The sequence below is a fragment of the Stenotrophomonas pictorum JCM 9942 genome, assembly GCF_001310775.1.
Taxonomy (GTDB): domain Bacteria; phylum Pseudomonadota; class Gammaproteobacteria; order Xanthomonadales; family Xanthomonadaceae; genus Stenotrophomonas; species Stenotrophomonas pictorum.
This window is the reverse complement of the sequence record NZ_BAZI01000015.1, coordinates 1-18,031: the sequence shown is the minus strand read 5'-3', so window position 1 is coordinate 18,031 and position 18,031 is coordinate 1. Positions and strand designations below refer to the sequence as shown.

Genomic DNA, 18,031 nt, shown 5'->3' with positions numbered 1-18,031 from the left:
GCTGATAATTGAGGGAGTTGTCGCCGCAACGTCGCCTGTTTCTTGCGGATAGGGCTTGCTGGTCAGATACGCCTCGGGCGGCGAGGCGATCACCACAAACTCATACTGCGGAATCGCGCCGGCCAGGTCGGTCAGGTCATCGTTTTCGACAACGATATAGGCCAGGCCACGGAACGGGGCGACGTTGCCGGCGCCCTCGACGGCGGTGATGGTTGAATCCGGCATCTGGGTTTCGGTGCCGTAATACAGCTTGGCCTTCTGCAGCCACTTGGCGCTGTATTTCTTGTCCTCGATCGTGGCGTCCGGGTCGCTGCTGTAGACCAGCTTTCCGTTCCGCTTGATATGCAGGAACCCGTAGATCGGACCCTCGCACACGCCGATGGCGTAGCTGCGGGTGTAGCTGTAGGTGGTGGTCTTGGTGCCGCCGCCCTTCCCTCGCGAGCGCTTGGCAATTTCCTTCAGCGTCGGGTCGCGCCAGATGATGTTGCCGGCGGTCGGAAATCGCCCATATCCGAAAGGCAGCGGCACGCCAACGTTGCTGGTTTGAGATGCTGCGTCGCTGAGTCGAGGACCCTTGATCTGTACAGGGTCAACATAGCCGCCGATGGCGGAGCCGATCATGAAGCCGATCTGCGTCCCGACACCAGGGATGAAGCTGCCAGCGACAGCACCGATTACGCCGCCGATTTGTGCGCCGCTCATCGGTACACCTGCCGGACGCGGGCGAGCCAGAAATCATCGAGCGGGTGTTCGGTGACGCAGCCCAAGATGCTGTCTGTATGGATCAGCGACAGGCCGCCGTGGATGTAATCGCCGACGATGCCGCAGTGCCGGATCACGCCCTTCTCGCCGTAGCTCATGGCCACGGCATCGCCGACCCTGGGACCATCGGTCACCGGCGGGCCGAAGTGGCGCTCCAGCTGCCGCTCCAGCTGCCCGGCATGCGGGTGGCGTGGGTAGTCGGCCAGATCGTGCTGGCTGCCGTAGGCGATCAGCAGCAGGCCGGCGCAGTCGATGCCGACCGCCGGGTCTCGCCCCTGGTGAATCCAGCGCACGCCCAGCAGGCTGCGGGCAATCTCGACCTGCTTCATGCGCTGTCCACCGATTTCACGTATGCGCCTGGCACGGCCAGCGCGGCATCGGCCACCGGCGTCAGGTGCTCGCCGCGGAAGTTCAGGACGTTGCCCTTGGCCTTGCAGGTCGTGAACTGCTTGTCGCAGTCCTGCCGGACGCGGAATGTATCGCCGGCCTCGATCGGGTATGGCATCGGCAAGGCCAGCCGCAGCGCGCGGTCGGCGCCGGAAACCGTGAAATCATCCACCTCCATCTGCGCGCCGGCATTGCTTCCAGTGAGCCACTCCAGCACGCCACCCGAAAACCAGCCATCGGCCTGCGACATCGCACAGAAGAACGACCGGGTGGTGTCGCTGGCTTGCCCTGACACGGCGCCAGCCGACCACACGAACGGCATGCCACAGCGTTCATCGCCATAGCGGGCGCGGCACGTGAGCGAGTAGACCTGCCCGATCGGCTGCTTGGCCTGCTGGGTGAGGCTGCGCCATTCGGTGCTCCAGCTGGACTCGGTGAAGCGGGTCTCGCCGCAGGTGCCGAACGCGACGATTTCATGGCCCTGCTGCAGGTCCAGATAGTTCACCCGGTAGATGGTCACCTCGGCGTAGTCGAAGATGCCGGCCAGGATTTGCTTTTCGGTGATGCCGGTATCGGACACCCAGCCGGTCAGGTTGGTGTTGTCCACGTCCATCTCGGAGTTGGCCTGCAGCCGCTCGGGCGCGAACCCGTTGTCGGCGCGGTAGGTGATCACCCCCGCGCCGTCGTCGTAGTGCAGCGGGGCGTCCAGGGTAGTAAACCCCAGCACCGTGCCCGCCCATGCCCCCCGGCACTCGATGCGCAGCAACAGGCACCAGCTGGTGGCGTCCTGCTGCAGGTGCTGCTGCAGCGCGATGGGGATGTTCTTCATCGCCGCACCTCCAGCAGGTCGATATCAGAGGAAGCCACGAAGCTGCCGCCGGATTTGTCGCCGATGGCGAAGGCGTTGTAGTCGTTGTCGAACCGGACCCACACGTCAAACTCGAAGTCGGCGGTATAGGTGCCCACCGGCCAAGCCGTGGCGGGTGTGAAGATGCCAGTGGCGTAATCGAGATCGCCAGTAATCGGTGCGCCATCGCAGTACAGCGCGAACGTTCCCGGCACCGGGGCCTGGATTAGCCGCACGGTTTCCTGCCCGCCGAAGGCGTAGGTCTTGACCAGCTGCAGCGGCTCAGTGGTCCCGGGCGTCGGGTGCTGGATCTCACTGGTGCCGATGTAGTCGTTGTGATCGCGGAACCGGAAGGCATGGAGCCGGCCGGCACAGGCGTGGTAAGCGGCCAGCACCGCATCCCGGGCTTCGGGCAGGAAGTTGCTGTACTGCGCCGAGTAGCGGTGGCGCGGGTACAGCCACTGGCGATTGCGCTGCTCCCGCCCGTTGGCCAGGTTGACGATCAGCGTGTTGTATTCCGGGCCGCCGGAGAACCCGAACGCCACCCGGTGATCAAGGCGTGCATCGATGAACATGATCAGCGGCCCCCGGTCCGTGACATACCGCGCGCCGCTTGCCGGCCCTGCTTGCGGTGGAACTGCTCTTCAGTGGTGCGATCCATCCGGCCCTGAATCGTCGTGTTGAAATACTGGATGGGTGCACGGCCGGCGCCGCCGCCTTCTGCCAACGGGGTGACGTGGCCACCGCGATCACCTGCCATCAACCAGGTGCGACCACCAGCGCTGTACAGCTCCGGGCCCTGCTCGTTGACTTCGTAGAAGCGGCCGGGCTGGGTGGATCCGCCGACGGCGCGACCACCGCCGAACATGGCGCCGAAGATGGATGACATGAACCCGCCCGCCGGGCTGCCTGCACCGGTGGTACCGAAGCCGCCCAGCAGCCGTTCCATCAGGTTTTCAGCGACGATCTGCAGCAAGCGCCGGTGCAGGCTACCCAGCGCATCCATAGCCGCGTCCTTGAAGCTCTTGGCGCCGCTGGCCCAGTCGGTGAGGAAGTTCGCGCCCTCACTGCGGACAGCATCCATCGCGGAGATGACGTCTCGATTGGCCTCACGTGCCTGCTGCAGCTTCTCGGTCGTTTCAATGATCGCCCGGCCCAGCGCCTCCTCCGCGGTGACGCCGGCCCACTTCAGGTTGTTGTAGATCTCCTGCGCCTCGGCCGACATGCCGAGCATCGCGATTTCATCGTTCAGGTCAGCCAGCAGCTGTTGGGCCGACTTCGTGCGGCGCTCATCAAGGCGCGCAAGATCGTCGGCGACCTGCTTCTCGGCGGACATCATGTCCAGCCGCTGCGCGTTGGTGACCAGTAGTTCCTTCTGCGCCGCGGTGAGGTTGGCCATGGAGCCGAGCGTGGTCTGGTAGACCATGCGCGCTTCCTCACCCTCCTTGCCGAACAGCGCGATGCGCTCGTTCTGCTGGTCGATCAGGCTCTGGTAGGACTTGGCCAGCGCCTCGGCCTCGCGCTGCTCGTCGGTCTTGCCGGCCTTGCCAGCTTCCCTCCCCTTACCTCCAGATCCGCCGACAGCGAGCGCCTTCTGCAATCGGGCCTGCAGCTCTGCTGCATGCTTTTCCGCGGCAATCTCACCGGCTGATTTCTTGAAGAACCCGATCGGCTCCTCTTCCTCGCCAGCCATGATGACGCGGGGGGGCTTCGCTGGCCCGCCGCCGAAAGCGTCGTCGACTTGCTTATCCCACCCGGCAGAAGCATCGGCATACAGCGCGGCGGCGCGCTGGAAGTCGCCAGTCATGAACAGCACCGCCGCGTGCGCCTGCGCCATGACCGTGGCGATGGTCTCGCCCACCAGCTTGAACGCGGTGACGACGAACCCGGACATCGCGGCGATCACGCGTAGTCCGTCAGCGATACGGGCCGCTGTGCTACTGACCCCGTTCCCATCCTTCGACAGCTGCACGAAGTTGTCGGTCAGCTTCACCAGATCGGGCAGCAGGTCCGTGGCAACCTGCAGCGCCAGCCCAAGCACGGCGGATTTCAGCCGAGTGAGGTTGTCGTTGAACAACTCTGCCTGCTGACCGGCCGTGGTGGATACATCCAGCCCAAAAATGCGGGCCTCCTCGCCCGCGTCCCGGATGGCCTGACTGCCATCCTTGATCAGCGGGATCATGTCCTGGAAGCTTTTGCCGAAGATCGCAAAGCCGGCAGCCATGATCTCCGGCGAACCCTTCAGCGCGGCGAAGCGGTCGGCGAACTCATACAAGATTTCATTGGACTTGCGCATCTTGCCGCTGGCGTCGGTCACCTTGATGCCCAGCGCCTCGAACATCTTGGCCTGCTCGCCAGTGCCGCTCATCGCCGCGGCCTGCGACTTGGTCAGCTTGCCAAGGGTGGAGGTCAGGGTCTCCATCGACACGTCCGCCAGCCCACCGGCATAGGTGAGGCGTGACATCTCCTCGGTCGGCAGCCCGACCTTCACCGAGGCCTTCGACAGTGCGTCCATGTCGTCGATCGCGGACTTGATCGCGGCGCTGGCCGTGGCAACGCCCGCCGCGATGAACACTCCGACGGCCTTACCCGCCTGCCTCGCCTGGTCCTCGTACTGCTTCAGCTCCGCCTTCCAGCGCTTCGCCTCTTTCTCGACGATGCGGGAGGCACGCCCCATGTCGGATTCGAATTGCGCCATCGCCGCGTCGACGATGATGCTGACCTTGCCCAGTGACATGGGAACTCCTCAAAAAGAATGCCCGCCGAAGCGGGGTCAGGTTTGTGTCGGGCGACGCTCGACGTGGCCGATCATCTGCATCTCTTCCGGCGTGAGCCTCCAGCAGGTGCAGGGGAGCCCCACAGTTCGCGTGGCAGCAGGAAGTCTTGGAAAGAAACGGCCGATACCCCTTGCGGCCGGGTCGCGTTGAACACGCGTGCGGCGATCTGCGCCAGGATCATCTCGATCCGCTGATCCGGCGGAAGCTCTCTATCGACAAAAGCCCGATAGGCGTCCAGCTGCCATGCCGGCCACGTCAGGATTTCCCCCAGCGGCACCTTCAGGTCGAACGAGAGCCGCAGCAGGAAGCGCAGCCAGGGGTCGGCCGTTACTGCTTTTCCGCGCCGGCCTCCTCCAGATCCTTGTTCACGTCATCGGCGTGCTTGGCCAGCTGGGTGACCAGCCAATCCGGCAGCGCCTGAACGTCCTCTACCTTGGCGAAGACCTGATTCCCGTCCTCGGTGACGTTGCAGAACTGCACCAACTGGTGCCTGTTGATCAGCATGTCGCTGATATCCAAGTCCATGGTGTTGTCCGCACCGACCTTCACGCGCTGGCCGCGCGCCAGCTTCACGCGCTCACCACCGGTGATCCGGCGGAAGTAGACATCCTTCGTCTTGCCTTTGTGCTCGACCGTGCGCTTCTGCGGGCCTTCGCCCTCGAGCAGGTCGGCGAAGTAGTCGTTCTGTTTCTGGGACATGGTTCATTTCCTTGCGGACGGGTTCCAGCCGGATGCGCCACGGCGAACAGCGCAGAGCCGGCAGGAACCCGAATGCGGTAGCCGTTCGGGTGAGCCGTTGAGTGGTTGCGGGGTCAGGTCTTCCAGACGCGGGTCATCTCGCCGGAGATGCCGAGCGCGACGTTGGCGGTGACCACTGCGTCCAGGCCGACGGACTGGCGGAATGCCTTCACCGAGGCGAGGAACTTCTGGGAGGTACGGTCGGTGGCCGGCGGCTGTGCCAGGTCCAGACTGCCAAGCACGGCGGTGGCCGCGGCGCCGGAGCCGGCGCCACCCGTGAGGGCGACGGTGGGTGCAGAGGTGTAGCCGGTGCCCGGATTGGTAACGATGATCGCGGTGACCGCGCCGCCAGAAACGATTGCCGTTGCAGCAGCGCCGGTGCCGCCTCCTCCGGAGAATGCAACGGTCGGGGCGGTCGTGTAGCCGGTTCCAGCCGTACCGATGGTGACGCTGCCGACGCCCTTGGTGGCCGTCGGCGCAACGCCCACGCCATCGCTATAGCCGATGACAAACACGCGGCGCGCGTCGGTGCCGGCAAGGGCTTCGAGCTTCTGGTGGGATGCGCCCTTCGGGTCGACATTCACAGTCAGGCCGAGGTCGCCGTTATCCGGCAGGCCCGCCAGCTTCTCGACGGCCACCGAATCCAGGTTGGTGGTGATGATGTCGTTGGACTGCTTGCCGAAGTCGCCGTAGCCGGTGATGTTGCCGATCTTCAGCACTTCACTGCCGGGGGCTGCATCCGGATCGAGCATGTACAGCTCGGTGCCCTGGGTGCGGAGTTCATTGCTCATTGTTGGAACCCTCATGAAACCCCGGAAGCGGGGCACAAAAAAGCCCGCCGGGTGGCGGGCCGCATACGCTCTGTGAGCGATTCGGTTATCGGTTGATGTGGAAATGCCAGTCGCTGAAGTGGACGAACAACCTGGTCTCTGTGTCTTGCTCGGGGCCGTCGGCGATCAGACAGTGGCCGTCTAGCTCCAGCGCGTCGCGCACCAGCTCGGCGATCTTCCGGCACTGGCCCTCGGTCTCGGCCATCACCTTCACAGTCGGCCGGAACGTGTCGATGCCTGGCCGGCCCGCGACGTAGTTCTGGGGCGTGGTGGCGATCTCCTGGATCGTGATGTACGGCGCCACGGCGTTCTCAGCGGCGATGCCGCTCTTGTAGATGCTGGCGGCCGGCACGAGCGCCAAAAGCGCAGGGGTCGCCGCCAGCAGCATGTAGACCGGGGATTCCATAGCCATCAGCGGCCCACCTTCTTCTCTGCCATCTCCACCGCGCGCAGGAACGCATCACGGAACGCGCGCACCGCCTGCTCGCCCTTCGCCTCCAGCGCCGGCCGCAGGAACGGCTTGGCCTGCATCTTCACGGTGCCAAGCTCCAGAAAGCGCCCATAGAACACCTTTCCGGCGGTGCGGACCCTCTGACCGGCCCGGCGCGCCCGGCGGTTGCGGACGTTGTCGGCGAGCCGCCGTGTGCCGCCCTTCATGCCCACGTCATAGCGCTCGGTCACGCCGGCCGCCTTGGGATTCGAATGCCGCTTCGTGACGATGTTGTCGCGCAGGGCGCCTGACCGAACGGCAACGCGCGCCTGCGCCTCGGAGCGGATCACCTTCGCCGCTTGCATCAGCGCATACCGCAGCGGCCCACCACCCTTGGAGCCGAGCGCCGGTGGCAGCGCGCGCAGGCGGTCGCCAATTTCCTTCAACCCGCGGATCTCAGCCATCGTTTACCCCAGCGCCCACCAGTAGCGTCATCATCCGGCGCGCGGTGGCGTCGACAATCGGCGGCGCCTTGATGCTCCAGACCAGGCCATCCCAGGCCACCCGCATTTCAGCGGTGATGCCGCAGATAGCGCAGCTCGAAGCGGCCAACCGTCTCGGCCCGGATGGACTCGGCGGCCAGGAACTCGCGGCCGGGCCCGCCGGTGAAGCTGGCCGGCACATCCGCGTGGACCTCGACCCACGACCATTCGCGGTCACCATTGGGCGCGACGACCAGCTGTCGCTCTTGGATCGCGATGCGATGGCGAAGCCGGCCGGATTTCATGGGAATACCTTGCGGAACGGGAACAGGAGGTTGTCCACCGTTGGGTTACCGATCAGCGGCCCGGCCGTCTGCGCCTCCCGGTTCTCGAACAGATCGCCAACCATCAGCAGCAGTGCGGAGCGGATTGCTGCCGGCACATCCGCTGGCGCGGTGCCGTACCCAGCCGTGAACCGAACCCGCACCGCACCAGACTCAGCGCGCGTGGACGGCCAAGTCGTGCCGAATGCGGGCAGCAGGCGGCCGTTCTCGCCCGCATCGACCTTGTAGGCAGACGACGAGAGTGTCTGCTCCGCGCCTGCCGGATCGATGTACGTCACCGACGTGACCGCCTTGAGCGGTGGGAGCGGCAGGCTGATCGCCGCGCCCCCGAAGGAGTCCAGCGACAGTTCCCACTCCTGCTCGACGAGCGCCCGACCCAATACGCCGGTCACCCCATCCAGGTGCGACACGGCGCCGGCGATCATGCCGGCCAGCTTGGAATCGTGGCCGGAGCCGAACAGCTCGAGGTGATCGCGGGCTTCACCGACCGTGATCGGTGTGGCGCTCGGCGGTGAAATCTGGCGCAGACGCATAGTCATCTCCAAAGCACTGACGACAGGGGCCGGATATCCGGCCCCTGCGATCAATCCTCTGCGGAATCCTTCAGGGACTCGGCGTACTTCACCGCGGCGGGATCAGCGTCCAGCACGCCGGGATTCCCATTCAGGGTTTCAGAATCGACGGTGATCACGTCGTTCGGCTGGCGGGATTCCCCATCGATCACGCCGGCCACCAGCACTCGCGCCTTGACCTTCTTGCCACCTTTCGGCGGCGGTGGGGGCGGCGGTGGGCTCCCGGCATCGCCTTCAGCCTTCAGGGCGTCGACGCTCTTCTGGAGCATTTCATCACGCTGCTCGGCCTCAAGCTTGTTCCAGTCCTCGGCAGACAGGCCGGAGGCGGCATGCGCGTATGCGACAAGGTTGCCGAGGGGAATGGCCCGGCCCTCCGCCAGTTCCACTGTGGCGGGGAAGCTGTCGGACCCATTGAGTACCACTGCGGGGGCGCTGTTCGCCGCGCTGTTCTTCTTGGACATAGCCGTTTCCTCTATCAACGAAGGGGCGCCCGGCCGAAACCGGGCGCCGCACATGCCTGTGATCAGGCGATGGCCGCGATCAGGTCGCGGAGTTCTGGTAGTACTTGACGGTGGCGCCCGACGTATCGAGCAGATTGCCGCCGGCGCGCTGCCAGGCCAGGAAGCCGACCTGCCCCTTCTTGGTGTAGGCCGAGTCGGTGAAGCGGAACAGCGTGGCTGCCATCACGTCGCGGATGCGGTAGTTCGACAGGCGACCGAACAGGATCGACTTCGCGTTCGCCGCCATCACCGCGACATCCTGGTTGACGGTGATCGGGCGGTTCAGCACGGTGGCCGGGGCGGAACCAAAGTCCGGCACGAAAATCGGGCGGCCTTCCAGATCCTTCAGCTTGCGCAGCACCTTCACGGATGCGTCGTTCATCATGAAGCCGACGCCCGGCGCGTTGCGATAGGCGGGATCCACCGCATGTTCCAGATCCACCAGGTCGTCGTAGGTGACGGTGGCGGTCTGCCCGGTCGCGCCCACCTTACCGGAGGAGGAGGCGGTCACGATGCCGCGCGGCTGGGCGGTGCCGGTGCCGGTGGTGAAGTACGTGTTCTGGATGCGGGCCAGACGCTCGGCCAGCAGGTCCACCACGATCGAATCGATGTCCAGCTGCGAGTCCTGCAGCAGCTCCAGCGGCACGGTAACCACCTTGGAGCTGAACTTGTAGGTGTTCAGCGCCACCGTGCCGAAGGCCGGATCCTGGTCAGCCGCCGACGTGTTCTCGGCCACCAGCTCACCGGTGTTGCCAGTGTCGTCCATCGCCGGCCAGTTCATCGGGTTGCCCTGGGTGGTCGCAAGGGGGGTCGCCACATCACGCATCCCGCCGAAGGCCTTCATGGCCTTGATCAGCTCGGCAGCCACCGACGACTCCACCGAATAGCCACCCTCAGCCGGCGTGGAGGTGGACATGGTGTTGCGGACGGTCTGCCATTCCTCGGCCGACAAGGCGTTGTCGCCGCCGCGCAGCCACTTGTTCAGCAGGGCATTGCGGACTTCCTTGCCATCGACCTTGTCGACGATCTCGATGCCCAAGTCGCGGGCGCTACGCTCGACGTCCAGTGCATTGACCTTCTCCAGGCGGTCGATCTCGGCCTCGATGCGGCCGATTTCTTCCATGTTGGCGTCGTAGGTAGTCTGGTGTTCCGGCTTCCAGTTGGCGCCGGTGTTGTTCTCCAGCAGATTGCGGGTGTCCTTCGCCAGAGCGGAACGGCGCTCCCGCAGAGCCTGAATCGACTTGCTCATTGTGTTTTCCTCGTGGGCATAAAAAAGCCGCCTTTCGGCGGCAGGGTTACGCGCGGGAGCGGTTCCTACGCGGATTTCTTCTTTTCGTGCACGGCCAGCGCGCGAAAGCGGTGCGCGTGCGCCAAGTCCTGATCCGATTCTTCCTGGCTGCCGACCACCTCGGGCACTGCCTCGGGCTGCAGCTCAGCCGGCGGGCGGTCGTAGGCCGACAGGTTCCAAGTGCGGGCCTTCGCGGTTCCGGACTCACTGCCCCCGGCAATCCTGTTGGCGAAGCCGTGTTCCACTGCCTCGGCCGCGGTGAAGTAGGTCTCGTCGTCCATCCACTGCTCTACCTGGCTACGCTCGGCATTCACCTTGCCCATGTAGTCGTCGACGATGGACCCGTCCACCTTTTCCAGCAGGTCGGCGGTTTCGCGCAGGTCGTGGCGATTGCCAAGGGCGAAGGTCCACCCGTTGTGGATCATCACGAAGGCGCCCTGCGTGATCTCGATCTCGTCGCCATGCATGGCGATGAAGGAGGCAGCCGAGGCGGCGATCCCGTCGATATGGACAATGATCCTGCCTCGTGTTTCTTCAGCGCCGCCACCATGGCGCGACCCTCGAACACATCACCGCCGGGCGAGTTGATATGCAGATGGATGGTCTTACCGTTCAGCGGAGCCAGGTCGCGGGCGAACTGCTTGGCGGTCACGCCGCCATCGGTCCACCAGTCATAGCCGATGATGTCGTACAGGTAGACGGCGACCTCGTTGGAGTCCTCCCGGGCCTCGATCCGGTACTCGCGCGGCGCGTTGCGGTTAAGCGCCTGCAGCCGGAGCAGTCGGTTCATCATCTTGTTCATCAGGCTTTTCCTTGTCATCCGGCTTCTTTGCTGCTGCCGTGGGTTTGAACAGCACGTCACCACCGGGGACCGGCGGCAGGTTCTTCAGGGCGCGCACTTCGTTGACCGTCATCCAGCCCTGCGCGCCCGGCCCGCCAAGCGCCTTGCCGAAGTACTCGGCCTGCGACTTGGAGTCGCCTTCCAGCTGGCCGTCGACGTTGAACTCGACGAAGAATCGGTCCAGCCGCGGGAACAGCTTCCGGTTCAGCTCCTGCGCATATCGGTGCAGGTGCGGGCGCAGCGCATAGCGGACGAACCCCTGAGACATCTGCTCGATGCCGCTGCCCCAGCTGGTGCTGGCGGTCGTTTCACCTATCATGTGCGGCGGAACGCCGATCGCCCGGGCAATATCCACCACCTGAAACCGGCGCGACTCCAGCAGCTGCGCATCGGCCGCCGTCATCGACAGCTCCTGCACCTCAAGGCCTTCGGTCAGAATCAGCGGGATCTTGCTGTGACCCTGGCCGCTGCCGTACTTGGCGACCCATGCATCACGGAACTCCCCCTGCTGCTGAAGGCTCATCGCCTTCGGCGCTTTGACTGCGTACTGGATCGACGCACCACCGCCGAACGTCAGCGCGGCGTGTTCATCTGCCTTCAGTGCAATGCCGATGGCCTGCCGGGCGCCCAGGGCGATGACCGACGGAGAACAGGTGCCGTTGAAGCCGAAGTTCGGGAAGTGCAGAACGTCGTCCTGGTCGGCAACGAAATAACCGGTGCTGCCATCGGCCATTTGATCGTGGATCTTGTAGAGCAGGCGCTGGCCGCTGCGGGTGATCTCGACGTTGTCGCGCGGCACCGGAATCACGTTCGTCACCGCCGGCGAGTACTTGTGCGCGCGCACCAGGTAGGCGATTCCGTCCCCGCGCAGTAGGGTCTGGGACATGATGAACTCCCAGAAGGTGGCAGCGCTGAAGCGCTCGCACGGCTGCTCATTGAACAGCCACCAGTAGTCGTGATCGCCAGCCTTCTCCCGGCCGCGCCGGCCATCCTCTCCGACCGTCTTCCGGTAGAAACTGCACGGAGTGGTGGCGATCGCACCGGCCAGCAAGCGCACGCCCGCATAGACGGCGGCCACCTTCATGGCCGTCCGCTCGTTGACGACGGCGCCGGAGTCCGTGGCGCTGGCGCCGAAGATCTGGCCCATCCGGATGGCATCGGACGATGGAACGTCCTGGTATTCAACCAGCGCGCGCACCCCGGCAGCCACATGCGCCGCGCGATCCATGGCAAGCGCAGCACCGAGGCGCTCGCGGGCGATTTGTGCGGTCAAAGTGATACTCCCGTCAGAGCGCAACAAAGCCCTGTTGAATGGATTCCGGTTCGGCCTCGCCGCCGCTGACGCCGATGGCCATCAGCAGCGCGACGATGTCGTCGATCTTTTCCGGCGACCGCTTCTTGTCGGGCGCCATGTTCAAGTTCTGATCTCGCCGCGCCACCAGATTCGCAGCACACCAGGTCAATACCGGATCGCCACCGTGGGTCAGCTGCCCGCCGATGTAGGCCCGTTCGAGATCCTGCATGGCCGGGTGGAACGACTTCGGCCCCTGCACGAACTCGATCATCGGCACATCTTCGGCAACCAACCGGTTCACCAAGTCCGAGGCATTCCAGCTGTCGTAGCCGATCGCCTGGATGTTGAAGCGCTCCCGCGCCTCCAGCACCGCGGCCTCGATCACCGCGTAGTCGGTCACCTCACCTTCGGTCTGCTCGATGTGCCCGGCAGCAACCCAGCCCGCATACGGCACGGTTCCGCGCTCGGTGCGCTGCGCCACCGCTGCAGCAGGAACCCAGCGCCTGCCCCACGTCAGTATCCGGTCGTCCAGCTTCCAGATCAGACGGAACGCCGTGAGATCGCGGGTGCTGGCGAGGTCGAGCCCGCCCCAGCACGGAACGTCGAGCAGCTCCTCGAGATCCACTGCACCATCGCAGGCCTTCCACTTCGGCAGCAGGATCCAGCCGCCAGCTACTGCCGCCGGCCGGTTCAGCCGTTTGATCTGGAACTCGGCCAGCTTCGACGGCATCGCCTTCGCCTCGACCGCCTCCTTCCGGATCGCTGCGATCAGATGCGGGTTGCAGTCCGCCAGCGGATTCGCCTTTCGCCACGCCGACTCCGCGAAGTCGCCGTCCTCCTCGTCGACTGCGAAGAACACCGCCAGGAAGTGGTCGGCCGTGTCGCCGAACACGCCCTGCAGGAGCTGCTTGGCGAACTGCCGCATCTCGCCCCACGGGCCGGCGTTGGTGTAGCCCTCCGTCGTGGTGTAGAGGAACAGCGGATTGCTACGCGCGCCGGCTGCTGAGGTCAGCACGTTCAACAGGTCCGGCGTCTTGTGTGCGTGGATCTCGTCCAGGCCCACATGCGACGGGTTCAAGCCGTCTTGTGTCGACGCCTTTGCGTGAATCGGTTTGAAGCTGGCCCCGGTCTCGAACCGCGCGATCGACTTGGCGAACGTCTCCAGCCCGAAGGCCTCGCGCAGGTCGGCGGTCTTTTCGACCATCCGTTTCGCCACGTTGAAGATGATCGACGCCTGGGGGAACGTGGTCGCGGCGCTGATCACCTGCGCCCCTTCCTCTGGCTCGCAGCACTCGCAGTACAGCAGGATGCCCGCCGACAGCGTGGACTTGGCGTTCTTGCGCGCTACTGCAAACAATGCCGAGCTGAAGCGCCGCGGGTAGAACTTCGAACCATCGGCCAGCGTGGTCGCGCCGGTCGACTTGCGGAACCCGAACAGCTGGACAACGAAGAAGACGTGGGACGGGTGCAGGACGATGTCTGGCTTTTCCCACTTCCCCTCGACGTGCGGCAGTCGCTCCAGGAACCGGCACGGATCCGCCGCGTGCCATTCGTCGAAGTGGAACGGTGCCCCGCGCTTCTTTGCCCGCTTCAGGTCATCGAGGAACCGCTTGGCGCCGAGCCGAAGCAGCTTCCCGAACTCCCGCCCCTTCTTGTCCGCTACCGCCCGCCGCGCATAGTCGACCGCGATGGCGACATAGTCCCGCTCCTCCCCTTCAGCGCTTCCCGACCCCGGTGAACTTGTTCCCCGGTTTCGTCGTGTCGCCATTGGGCTTTACCTTTCCTTGCGCAACCGGCGTCAGGCCGAAGTCATTCATCAGCCCGCGAAGCTGCGCCACCATGGACGCGACCGGAGCCAAGCCGGCGGCATACATCTGCACCACATTCCCATGCAGGGCGCACAACTGGCCAAGCGCCGAAATACCGGCCTCGGTCAGCAGCTTGTTCGCATGGAGGATCGGAGCCAGCCGGTCCCACTCCTTGATCGCGTGAGCGTTCGGCAGCCAATCCGGCGCCGGCGGGATCTCTTCCACCAAGGGCAAATCGACAGCCGCCGACCCTTCGCGATCCGGCCGGTCCGTCCCGGCAACGATCTTCAGGTTTGAGGGCTTGCGTGGGTTTGCCATGGTCCTACCTGCGGGGTCTCGCTACCTCTGAAAAATCGAATTTTCCCAACTGACGGTGCAAATAAATGGCTGGGCGCACGTGTCGAGAAGGGGCCGCTCCAGAGTTTTGACCTCCCCCCCCTGCTCATCTCAGCCGGTCGTTCCATCCATGTATCGGTGGGCGGCGGGCAGATGGATCTGGCCGTCATCAGCAGTCGTCACATCGATCATCTGGTCCTGCTCGCGGTCCTCGATCAGAACGCCGGTCAGGCCCTGCACCACCAGCGTCAGCTCCTGCACGGCGGCGGTCAGCTCCCGGACGACCTGGGCATCTGCCGGAACTCCGGTTGGGCAATTCGCAGTCCATGTGATGTTCATGCCCCACCTACCTTCACACCAGCAATCCGGCACAGTGCGCGCCGCCACCACTTAGGGCGTGGGCATATAACGTCAGCCACGACCCCGGACAGCTCACCCAAGCGGGGGAGGCAGTGAATCTCAGCGCGCCACACGTCGCCTGGTTCGCACGACAGCGAAAGTCGCGTGATGCCCTGCAGCTCCGAGCCATCAGCAAGCACAACCCTTGTCCCACTCGCCAGCGAGGGATTCCCTGGCTTGCTGTCTGGGGGAATGATCGTTACCAGATTCATGCCTTCACCTTCCTGTTCCCGAATCCACCGTCCTCTGCTGCGGTCTTCCTGCTGTGGCATGGAGCGCACAGGGGCTGCAGGTTGGTCATGTCGTTGTTGCTCGGATCACCATTGATATGGTCGACGTGGTTTGCACCGCGGGTGTAACCCTTGCTGGCGCAGATCCTGCACAGCGGCTCATCAGCCAGGATCGCGGCCCGAAGCCGGCGCCATGCCGCACTGTTCGTAGGTAGCGTGCGCTTGGCCTGCCGGTCCACCTGCGGCGGCGTGTGCCGCCTGGTTGCCGGGGCCGAGGGCCGGTGCTTCTGCGGGGCGGCCGGCATCAGAACTCCTCCACATCCCAGCCGCCACCTTCCTTCTTGGCCTTCACCCGAACGGCGATGAAGCGGAATGGATACTGGGCCGCGGCGATCTTGATCTTGGCCCTGGCATCGTCCTGCCAGAACCCTTTGACCTCGTGCATCTCCATCACCCCGTCGGCGGCCATAACAGCGAAGTCCGGGGTATAGAACGTGCTGTCGGCGAGGCGCAGCTTGATGCCCTCGAACCGGTGCCATTGGATCTCGCCAGCATGCTCCAGCGCGCGCAGCCGGTCGGCATACGCGGCCTCTGTCCGGTTCATCTGGCCGGCCTTCAGGCGCCCAAGCGCCAGATGCCCACCGCTCTTGCTCCGCCTCATCACCGCCGCTTCGGCCATGACCAGGTACCCGGAATCAGATCTGCACCGGACGAACAGCGACAAGTCACCCAGTGATCGTCATTGCCATCCAGCAGCACCTTCAGATTCACGCGCCCATCGTCGAGGACCCGCACGATAACCGCCGGGCAGCCATCACCAGCGGCGACACAGCTCCCCTCATGGACCTGCACTCCAGGAGTCAGCCGCTCATCGATCAGCGCGTCCTGCTGTTCGGCCTTGCCTATCCGCCGCGCATTGATGATTCGTGCGTCGAGCTCACTGAGGCTGTAGAGCACCATTCGGCCAACCCGAGCAACGCGCGCCCTCACTGCCGGTCACCTGCGATCACGGCCTGGCAGGCCCGGAGCTGATCGTCCGCGTCTCGGCCGATTCGAACAATTCGCCCCGCAGCCTCTGCTCGTACTGCGGCTGCCGCATCACGTTCGACGGTGCTGGCGACGGCTTCGGACAGTAGTCGGGTCTCACAGCCGGCCCACTCTTGCCGCAGGCGGACATTGCCAGCACGCAGGTCAGCAACAACAGCAGCAGGGACGGCCGCGGCCGCTTCCCGGTCTTCTTCATGCTTTGCTCCGATATCGGCCATTGCCTGGCCTTGGGATTGCTCGATGGCCCGGGCGCCCTGCACTGCCTCGACCTGCTCCACCAGCTGCTTCACTTCCTGCCGGCTCTCGGCCAGATCGGCGGAGCGGTCGCGCCACTCGCGGCCAACCAGGCAGCCCAGCAGGAACAGGCCGATGCAGGCGAGGATGTGGGCGCGGGTGATCACTGGGGCACCTCGATGTTGTGCCGGCGCAGCTCAGACTCCAGCCGCTGTATCCGCAAGGTCAGCTCGTAGACCTTGGATTCCGCATCCCGGCGCGCCTTGCGCTCTTCGTCCAGTCCTTGCTCCAGCGCCACAAGTCGCTGCTCCTGCGCGTTGATGCGGTCACCCTGCTGATTCACCAAAGCGTCGTAGGACTTGCCGTCGGTGCTGATGAATCGGTCCCAGAGGAACTTGCCCAGCAGCGCGATACCGCCGCCCACTGCCACATCGGAGCCGGTCATATCGATCACTCGCCAACCTCGCCGCCTGCGAACACCTTCGCTTCATCGGCCCGGCGATTCACCAGCCCCTGCATGCGCTTGCCAGAGGCCAGTGTCCAGACGCCGAACTGCTTGCCGGCCGCCTCGGTCTTGCCCTCGTTGAACAGGCGCAGCAGCGTGGAACCCTCGAAGCGTTTGAGCCCGATGTTGAAGGCCAGCGAGGCCATAGCACCCAACTGCTTGTCCGTGGCCGGGCGCTTGAGCATGCGGCGCACGCCGTCCACGAACCGATTCACGTCCTGCTCCAGACGCTGCTCCGCCTGCTGCTGCGTCCACACGGTGCCGCGGCGAATGCCGGGGCCGGTAGCGCCATAGCCGATGGTCCACGGATCACCGCCGCTGGCAGGATCAGGGTACGCGGTCAGGCGGCAGCCCTCCCACTTCCGCACGACGGCGGCTGCGTTGTCGTATGCGGACATGGTTGCTCCAAGTAATAGGCGCCCGTCACCGCAGCCGGCTGGCTCGATGATTGGTCCGGATCGGGGGACGGGCGGAAACGAAGAAGCCCCGGCTTTCGGCCAGGGCTTTGGTGACAATTATTGACGGTCGCAGATTTCGACCATTTGGTGACGTCACTTTCAACTAAGAACTATGGGATCAACTTTTCCGCGTGCCCCCTCATGATCACATACGGTCTCATGAGTGGGTTTACAAAGCGATACCGGAATTTTCGCTCTGTTCCGATGCGAGTAATAACTGGGCCGCGCCCCTCCTCACTGAACTCTTTGAGGTGACGCGCGTAGTTCGGAATGTCCAGTGGACGTTTGGCAATAGCAGTCACCGGCGCACGCACAGCAGCCGCAGTAAAATATCCCATCTCGTCAACTTCAGCGATTGCGCATGCCAACAACACCTGTTTATAGATGTTTCCTGGCTGCTGACTCTTGATCGCGACGTAATAGGCCGTTTTGATCGACTCTTGCCACTGATCCAGTGACTTGAGAATTCCTTCATCGGCATGCGCACGCCGAACAAGCGGAGAATTGTCAAAAACTGCCGTCTTCGTGGCATTCAGAGCGAGCAGGTGGGCTATGTATGGCAACCCTTGGGACAGATTGCGCATATGGGCTTTGGCAGAGTCCTCGATTGCCATTCCTAGCCTTGCCATGCCCTTATCAAAGATCTGGTCGATTTCAGCATCTGTCATTCGCGGCATTGGAATTTGGACCAAAGCACGCTCAATGGATAGGTGGCCCTCAATCAGCTCCGATATGGATTCAGCAACACCGATCAAAAGTATCGACGCACTGACTCCAAAATCCGATAGACCCTTGATCGTATCGGCGACCAATGCCTGGACCGACTTGCTTTCAATTCGATCGAACTCGTCAAGAACAATTAGAACTGGCCTAACTGCGCTTAGTTGTGCAAGAACTCGGCGGACATCATCCGGCTGCACTT

23 protein-coding genes and 2 pseudogenes are annotated in these 18,031 nt (G+C 64.3%); all 25 read right to left on the bottom strand.

Going from position 1 to position 18,031, the window contains the following annotated elements:
• A pseudogene (locus JCM9942_RS02240) lies at positions 1–702 on the bottom strand (hypothetical protein); the annotation flags it as partial.
• On the bottom strand, positions 699–1,091 hold the full coding sequence (locus tag JCM9942_RS02235; protein ID WP_054657277.1) for an NlpC/P60 family protein: 393 nt from the start codon (positions 1,089–1,091) through the stop codon (positions 699–701). The gene JCM9942_RS02235 and the pseudogene JCM9942_RS02240, both read right to left, overlap by 4 nt.
• Positions 1,088–1,978 carry a DUF2163 domain-containing protein gene (locus tag JCM9942_RS02230; RefSeq protein WP_054657275.1) on the bottom strand — a complete coding sequence of 297 codons (891 nt, stop codon included), beginning with the start codon at positions 1,976–1,978 and terminating at the stop codon, positions 1,088–1,090. Before JCM9942_RS02230 ends, JCM9942_RS02235 begins: the two co-directional genes overlap by 4 nt.
• Positions 1,975–2,571, bottom strand: coding sequence for a DUF2460 domain-containing protein (locus JCM9942_RS02225; protein WP_241772755.1), 597 nt, complete (start codon positions 2,569–2,571; stop codon positions 1,975–1,977). Before JCM9942_RS02225 ends, JCM9942_RS02230 begins: the two co-directional genes overlap by 4 nt.
• 2 nt (positions 2,572–2,573) lie before the next feature.
• Positions 2,574–4,733, bottom strand: coding sequence for a phage tail tape measure protein (locus JCM9942_RS02220; RefSeq protein ID WP_054657271.1), 2,160 nt, complete (start codon positions 4,731–4,733; stop codon positions 2,574–2,576).
• A 367-nt stretch (positions 4,734–5,100) separates the two neighbouring features.
• Positions 5,101–5,472 (bottom strand): hypothetical protein, encoded by a 372-nt coding sequence (locus JCM9942_RS02215; protein WP_054657269.1) that lies wholly within the window; start codon positions 5,470–5,472, stop codon positions 5,101–5,103.
• Between the two features lie 113 nt (positions 5,473–5,585).
• The gene (locus JCM9942_RS02210; RefSeq protein WP_054657267.1) at positions 5,586–6,302 is read right to left on the bottom strand and encodes a phage tail tube protein; all 717 of its coding nucleotides are present in this window, start codon (positions 6,300–6,302) and stop codon (positions 5,586–5,588) included.
• A gap of 85 nt (positions 6,303–6,387) precedes the next feature.
• Positions 6,388–6,753, bottom strand: a complete 366-nt coding sequence (gp17, locus tag JCM9942_RS02205; RefSeq protein ID WP_054657265.1) for a tail completion protein gp17 — start codon at positions 6,751–6,753, stop codon at positions 6,388–6,390.
• Positions 6,753–7,235 (bottom strand): HK97-gp10 family putative phage morphogenesis protein, encoded by a 483-nt coding sequence (locus tag JCM9942_RS02200; RefSeq protein WP_054657263.1) that lies wholly within the window; start codon positions 7,233–7,235, stop codon positions 6,753–6,755. Before JCM9942_RS02200 ends, gp17 begins: the two co-directional genes overlap by 1 nt.
• Before the next feature lie 107 nt (positions 7,236–7,342).
• Positions 7,343–7,558: a phage head completion protein gene (locus JCM9942_RS02195; protein WP_054657261.1), complete on the bottom strand. Its 216-nt coding sequence runs from the start codon at positions 7,556–7,558 to the stop codon at positions 7,343–7,345.
• Positions 7,555–8,130, bottom strand: coding sequence for a head-tail connector protein (locus JCM9942_RS02190; protein ID WP_157722741.1), 576 nt, complete (start codon positions 8,128–8,130; stop codon positions 7,555–7,557). Before JCM9942_RS02190 ends, JCM9942_RS02195 begins: the two co-directional genes overlap by 4 nt.
• Before the next feature lie 50 nt (positions 8,131–8,180).
• Positions 8,181–8,630, bottom strand: coding sequence for a hypothetical protein (locus JCM9942_RS02185; RefSeq protein WP_054657257.1), 450 nt, complete (start codon positions 8,628–8,630; stop codon positions 8,181–8,183).
• A 79-nt stretch (positions 8,631–8,709) separates the two neighbouring features.
• Positions 8,710–9,918, bottom strand: a complete 1,209-nt coding sequence (locus JCM9942_RS02180; RefSeq protein ID WP_054657255.1) for a phage major capsid protein — start codon at positions 9,916–9,918, stop codon at positions 8,710–8,712.
• Between the two features lie 65 nt (positions 9,919–9,983).
• Positions 9,984–10,747 (bottom strand): annotated as a pseudogene (locus JCM9942_RS19825) (head maturation protease, ClpP-related).
• Positions 10,716–12,071 (bottom strand): phage portal protein, encoded by a 1,356-nt coding sequence (locus JCM9942_RS02170; protein ID WP_241772756.1) that lies wholly within the window; start codon positions 12,069–12,071, stop codon positions 10,716–10,718. The pseudogene JCM9942_RS19825 and the gene JCM9942_RS02170 overlap by 32 nt, the downstream one beginning before the upstream one ends.
• A 13-nt stretch (positions 12,072–12,084) precedes the next feature.
• The gene (locus JCM9942_RS02165; RefSeq protein WP_083468367.1) at positions 12,085–13,860 is read right to left on the bottom strand and encodes a terminase large subunit; all 1,776 of its coding nucleotides are present in this window, start codon (positions 13,858–13,860) and stop codon (positions 12,085–12,087) included.
• On the bottom strand, positions 13,808–14,218 hold the full coding sequence (locus JCM9942_RS02160) for a P27 family phage terminase small subunit (protein WP_054657253.1): 411 nt from the start codon (positions 14,216–14,218) through the stop codon (positions 13,808–13,810). The genes JCM9942_RS02165 and JCM9942_RS02160 overlap by 53 nt, the downstream gene beginning before the upstream one ends.
• Positions 14,219–14,347: 129 nt before the next feature.
• Entirely contained in the window at positions 14,348–14,575 is a 228-nt protein-coding gene (locus tag JCM9942_RS02155) for a hypothetical protein (protein WP_054657251.1), read from the bottom strand.
• Positions 14,576–14,843: 268 nt separating this feature from the next.
• Positions 14,844–15,170, bottom strand: coding sequence for an HNH endonuclease signature motif containing protein (locus JCM9942_RS19565; RefSeq protein WP_054657249.1), 327 nt, complete (start codon positions 15,168–15,170; stop codon positions 14,844–14,846).
• The gene (locus JCM9942_RS02145) at positions 15,170–15,544 is read right to left on the bottom strand and encodes a DUF1064 domain-containing protein (RefSeq protein WP_241772757.1); all 375 of its coding nucleotides are present in this window, start codon (positions 15,542–15,544) and stop codon (positions 15,170–15,172) included. The genes JCM9942_RS19565 and JCM9942_RS02145 overlap by 1 nt, the downstream gene beginning before the upstream one ends.
• Positions 15,526–15,825, bottom strand: a complete 300-nt coding sequence (locus JCM9942_RS02140) for a hypothetical protein (protein WP_054657247.1) — start codon at positions 15,823–15,825, stop codon at positions 15,526–15,528. The genes JCM9942_RS02145 and JCM9942_RS02140 overlap by 19 nt, the downstream gene beginning before the upstream one ends.
• Positions 15,826–15,851: 26 nt before the next feature.
• Positions 15,852–16,313: a lysis system i-spanin subunit Rz gene (locus tag JCM9942_RS02135; protein ID WP_089153120.1), complete on the bottom strand. Its 462-nt coding sequence runs from the start codon at positions 16,311–16,313 to the stop codon at positions 15,852–15,854.
• Entirely contained in the window at positions 16,310–16,591 is a 282-nt protein-coding gene (locus tag JCM9942_RS02130; protein ID WP_145974360.1) for a tropomyosin, read from the bottom strand. Before JCM9942_RS02130 ends, JCM9942_RS02135 begins: the two co-directional genes overlap by 4 nt.
• A gap of 5 nt (positions 16,592–16,596) precedes the next feature.
• Complete coding sequence (locus JCM9942_RS02125; protein ID WP_054657243.1) at positions 16,597–17,049, bottom strand: lysozyme; 453 nt, start codon at positions 17,047–17,049, stop codon at positions 16,597–16,599.
• Positions 17,050–17,219: 170 nt separating this feature from the next.
• The coding region (locus JCM9942_RS02120; RefSeq protein ID WP_054657241.1) for a hypothetical protein at positions 17,220–18,031 on the bottom strand (812 nt) is incomplete at its 5' end.

What these genes read in the sequence shown, in the direction of transcription:
- JCM9942_RS02185 (WP_054657257.1), bottom strand. Translation starts at nt 8,630, where the DNA reads ATGTCCAAGAAGAACAGCGCGGCGAACAGCGCCCCCGCAGTGGTACTC.
- JCM9942_RS02160 (WP_054657253.1), bottom strand. Translation starts at nt 14,218, where the DNA reads ATGGCAAACCCACGCAAGCCCTCAAACCTGAAGATCGTTGCCGGGACG.
- JCM9942_RS02215 (WP_054657269.1), bottom strand. Translation starts at nt 5,472, where the DNA reads ATGTCCCAGAAACAGAACGACTACTTCGCCGACCTGCTCGAGGGCGAA.
- JCM9942_RS02195 (WP_054657261.1), bottom strand. Translation starts at nt 7,558, where the DNA reads ATGAAATCCGGCCGGCTTCGCCATCGCATCGCGATCCAAGAGCGACAG.
- JCM9942_RS02125 (WP_054657243.1), bottom strand. Translation starts at nt 17,049, where the DNA reads ATGTCCGCATACGACAACGCAGCCGCCGTCGTGCGGAAGTGGGAGGGC.
- JCM9942_RS02200 (WP_054657263.1), bottom strand. Translation starts at nt 7,235, where the DNA reads ATGGCTGAGATCCGCGGGTTGAAGGAAATTGGCGACCGCCTGCGCGCG.
- JCM9942_RS02230 (WP_054657275.1), bottom strand. Translation starts at nt 1,978, where the DNA reads ATGAAGAACATCCCCATCGCGCTGCAGCAGCACCTGCAGCAGGACGCC.
- gp17 (WP_054657265.1), bottom strand. Translation starts at nt 6,753, where the DNA reads ATGGCTATGGAATCCCCGGTCTACATGCTGCTGGCGGCGACCCCTGCG.
- JCM9942_RS02210 (WP_054657267.1), bottom strand. Translation starts at nt 6,302, where the DNA reads ATGAGCAATGAACTCCGCACCCAGGGCACCGAGCTGTACATGCTCGAT.
- JCM9942_RS02225 (WP_241772755.1), bottom strand. Translation starts at nt 2,571, where the DNA reads ATGTTCATCGATGCACGCCTTGATCACCGGGTGGCGTTCGGGTTCTCC.
- JCM9942_RS02155 (WP_054657251.1), bottom strand. Translation starts at nt 14,575, where the DNA reads ATGAACATCACATGGACTGCGAATTGCCCAACCGGAGTTCCGGCAGAT.
- JCM9942_RS02130 (WP_145974360.1), bottom strand. Translation starts at nt 16,591, where the DNA reads ATGACCGGCTCCGATGTGGCAGTGGGCGGCGGTATCGCGCTGCTGGGC.
- JCM9942_RS02220 (WP_054657271.1), bottom strand. Translation starts at nt 4,733, where the DNA reads ATGTCACTGGGCAAGGTCAGCATCATCGTCGACGCGGCGATGGCGCAA.
- JCM9942_RS02190 (WP_157722741.1), bottom strand. Translation starts at nt 8,130, where the DNA reads ATGCGTCTGCGCCAGATTTCACCGCCGAGCGCCACACCGATCACGGTC.
- JCM9942_RS02140 (WP_054657247.1), bottom strand. Translation starts at nt 15,825, where the DNA reads ATGGTGCTCTACAGCCTCAGTGAGCTCGACGCACGAATCATCAATGCG.
- JCM9942_RS02235 (WP_054657277.1), bottom strand. Translation starts at nt 1,091, where the DNA reads ATGAAGCAGGTCGAGATTGCCCGCAGCCTGCTGGGCGTGCGCTGGATT.
- JCM9942_RS02145 (WP_241772757.1), bottom strand. Translation starts at nt 15,544, where the DNA reads ATGGCCGAAGCGGCGGTGATGAGGCGGAGCAAGAGCGGTGGGCATCTG.
- JCM9942_RS19565 (WP_054657249.1), bottom strand. Translation starts at nt 15,170, where the DNA reads ATGCCGGCCGCCCCGCAGAAGCACCGGCCCTCGGCCCCGGCAACCAGG.
- JCM9942_RS02180 (WP_054657255.1), bottom strand. Translation starts at nt 9,918, where the DNA reads ATGAGCAAGTCGATTCAGGCTCTGCGGGAGCGCCGTTCCGCTCTGGCG.
- JCM9942_RS02165 (WP_083468367.1), bottom strand. Translation starts at nt 13,860, where the DNA reads ATGGCGACACGACGAAACCGGGGAACAAGTTCACCGGGGTCGGGAAGC.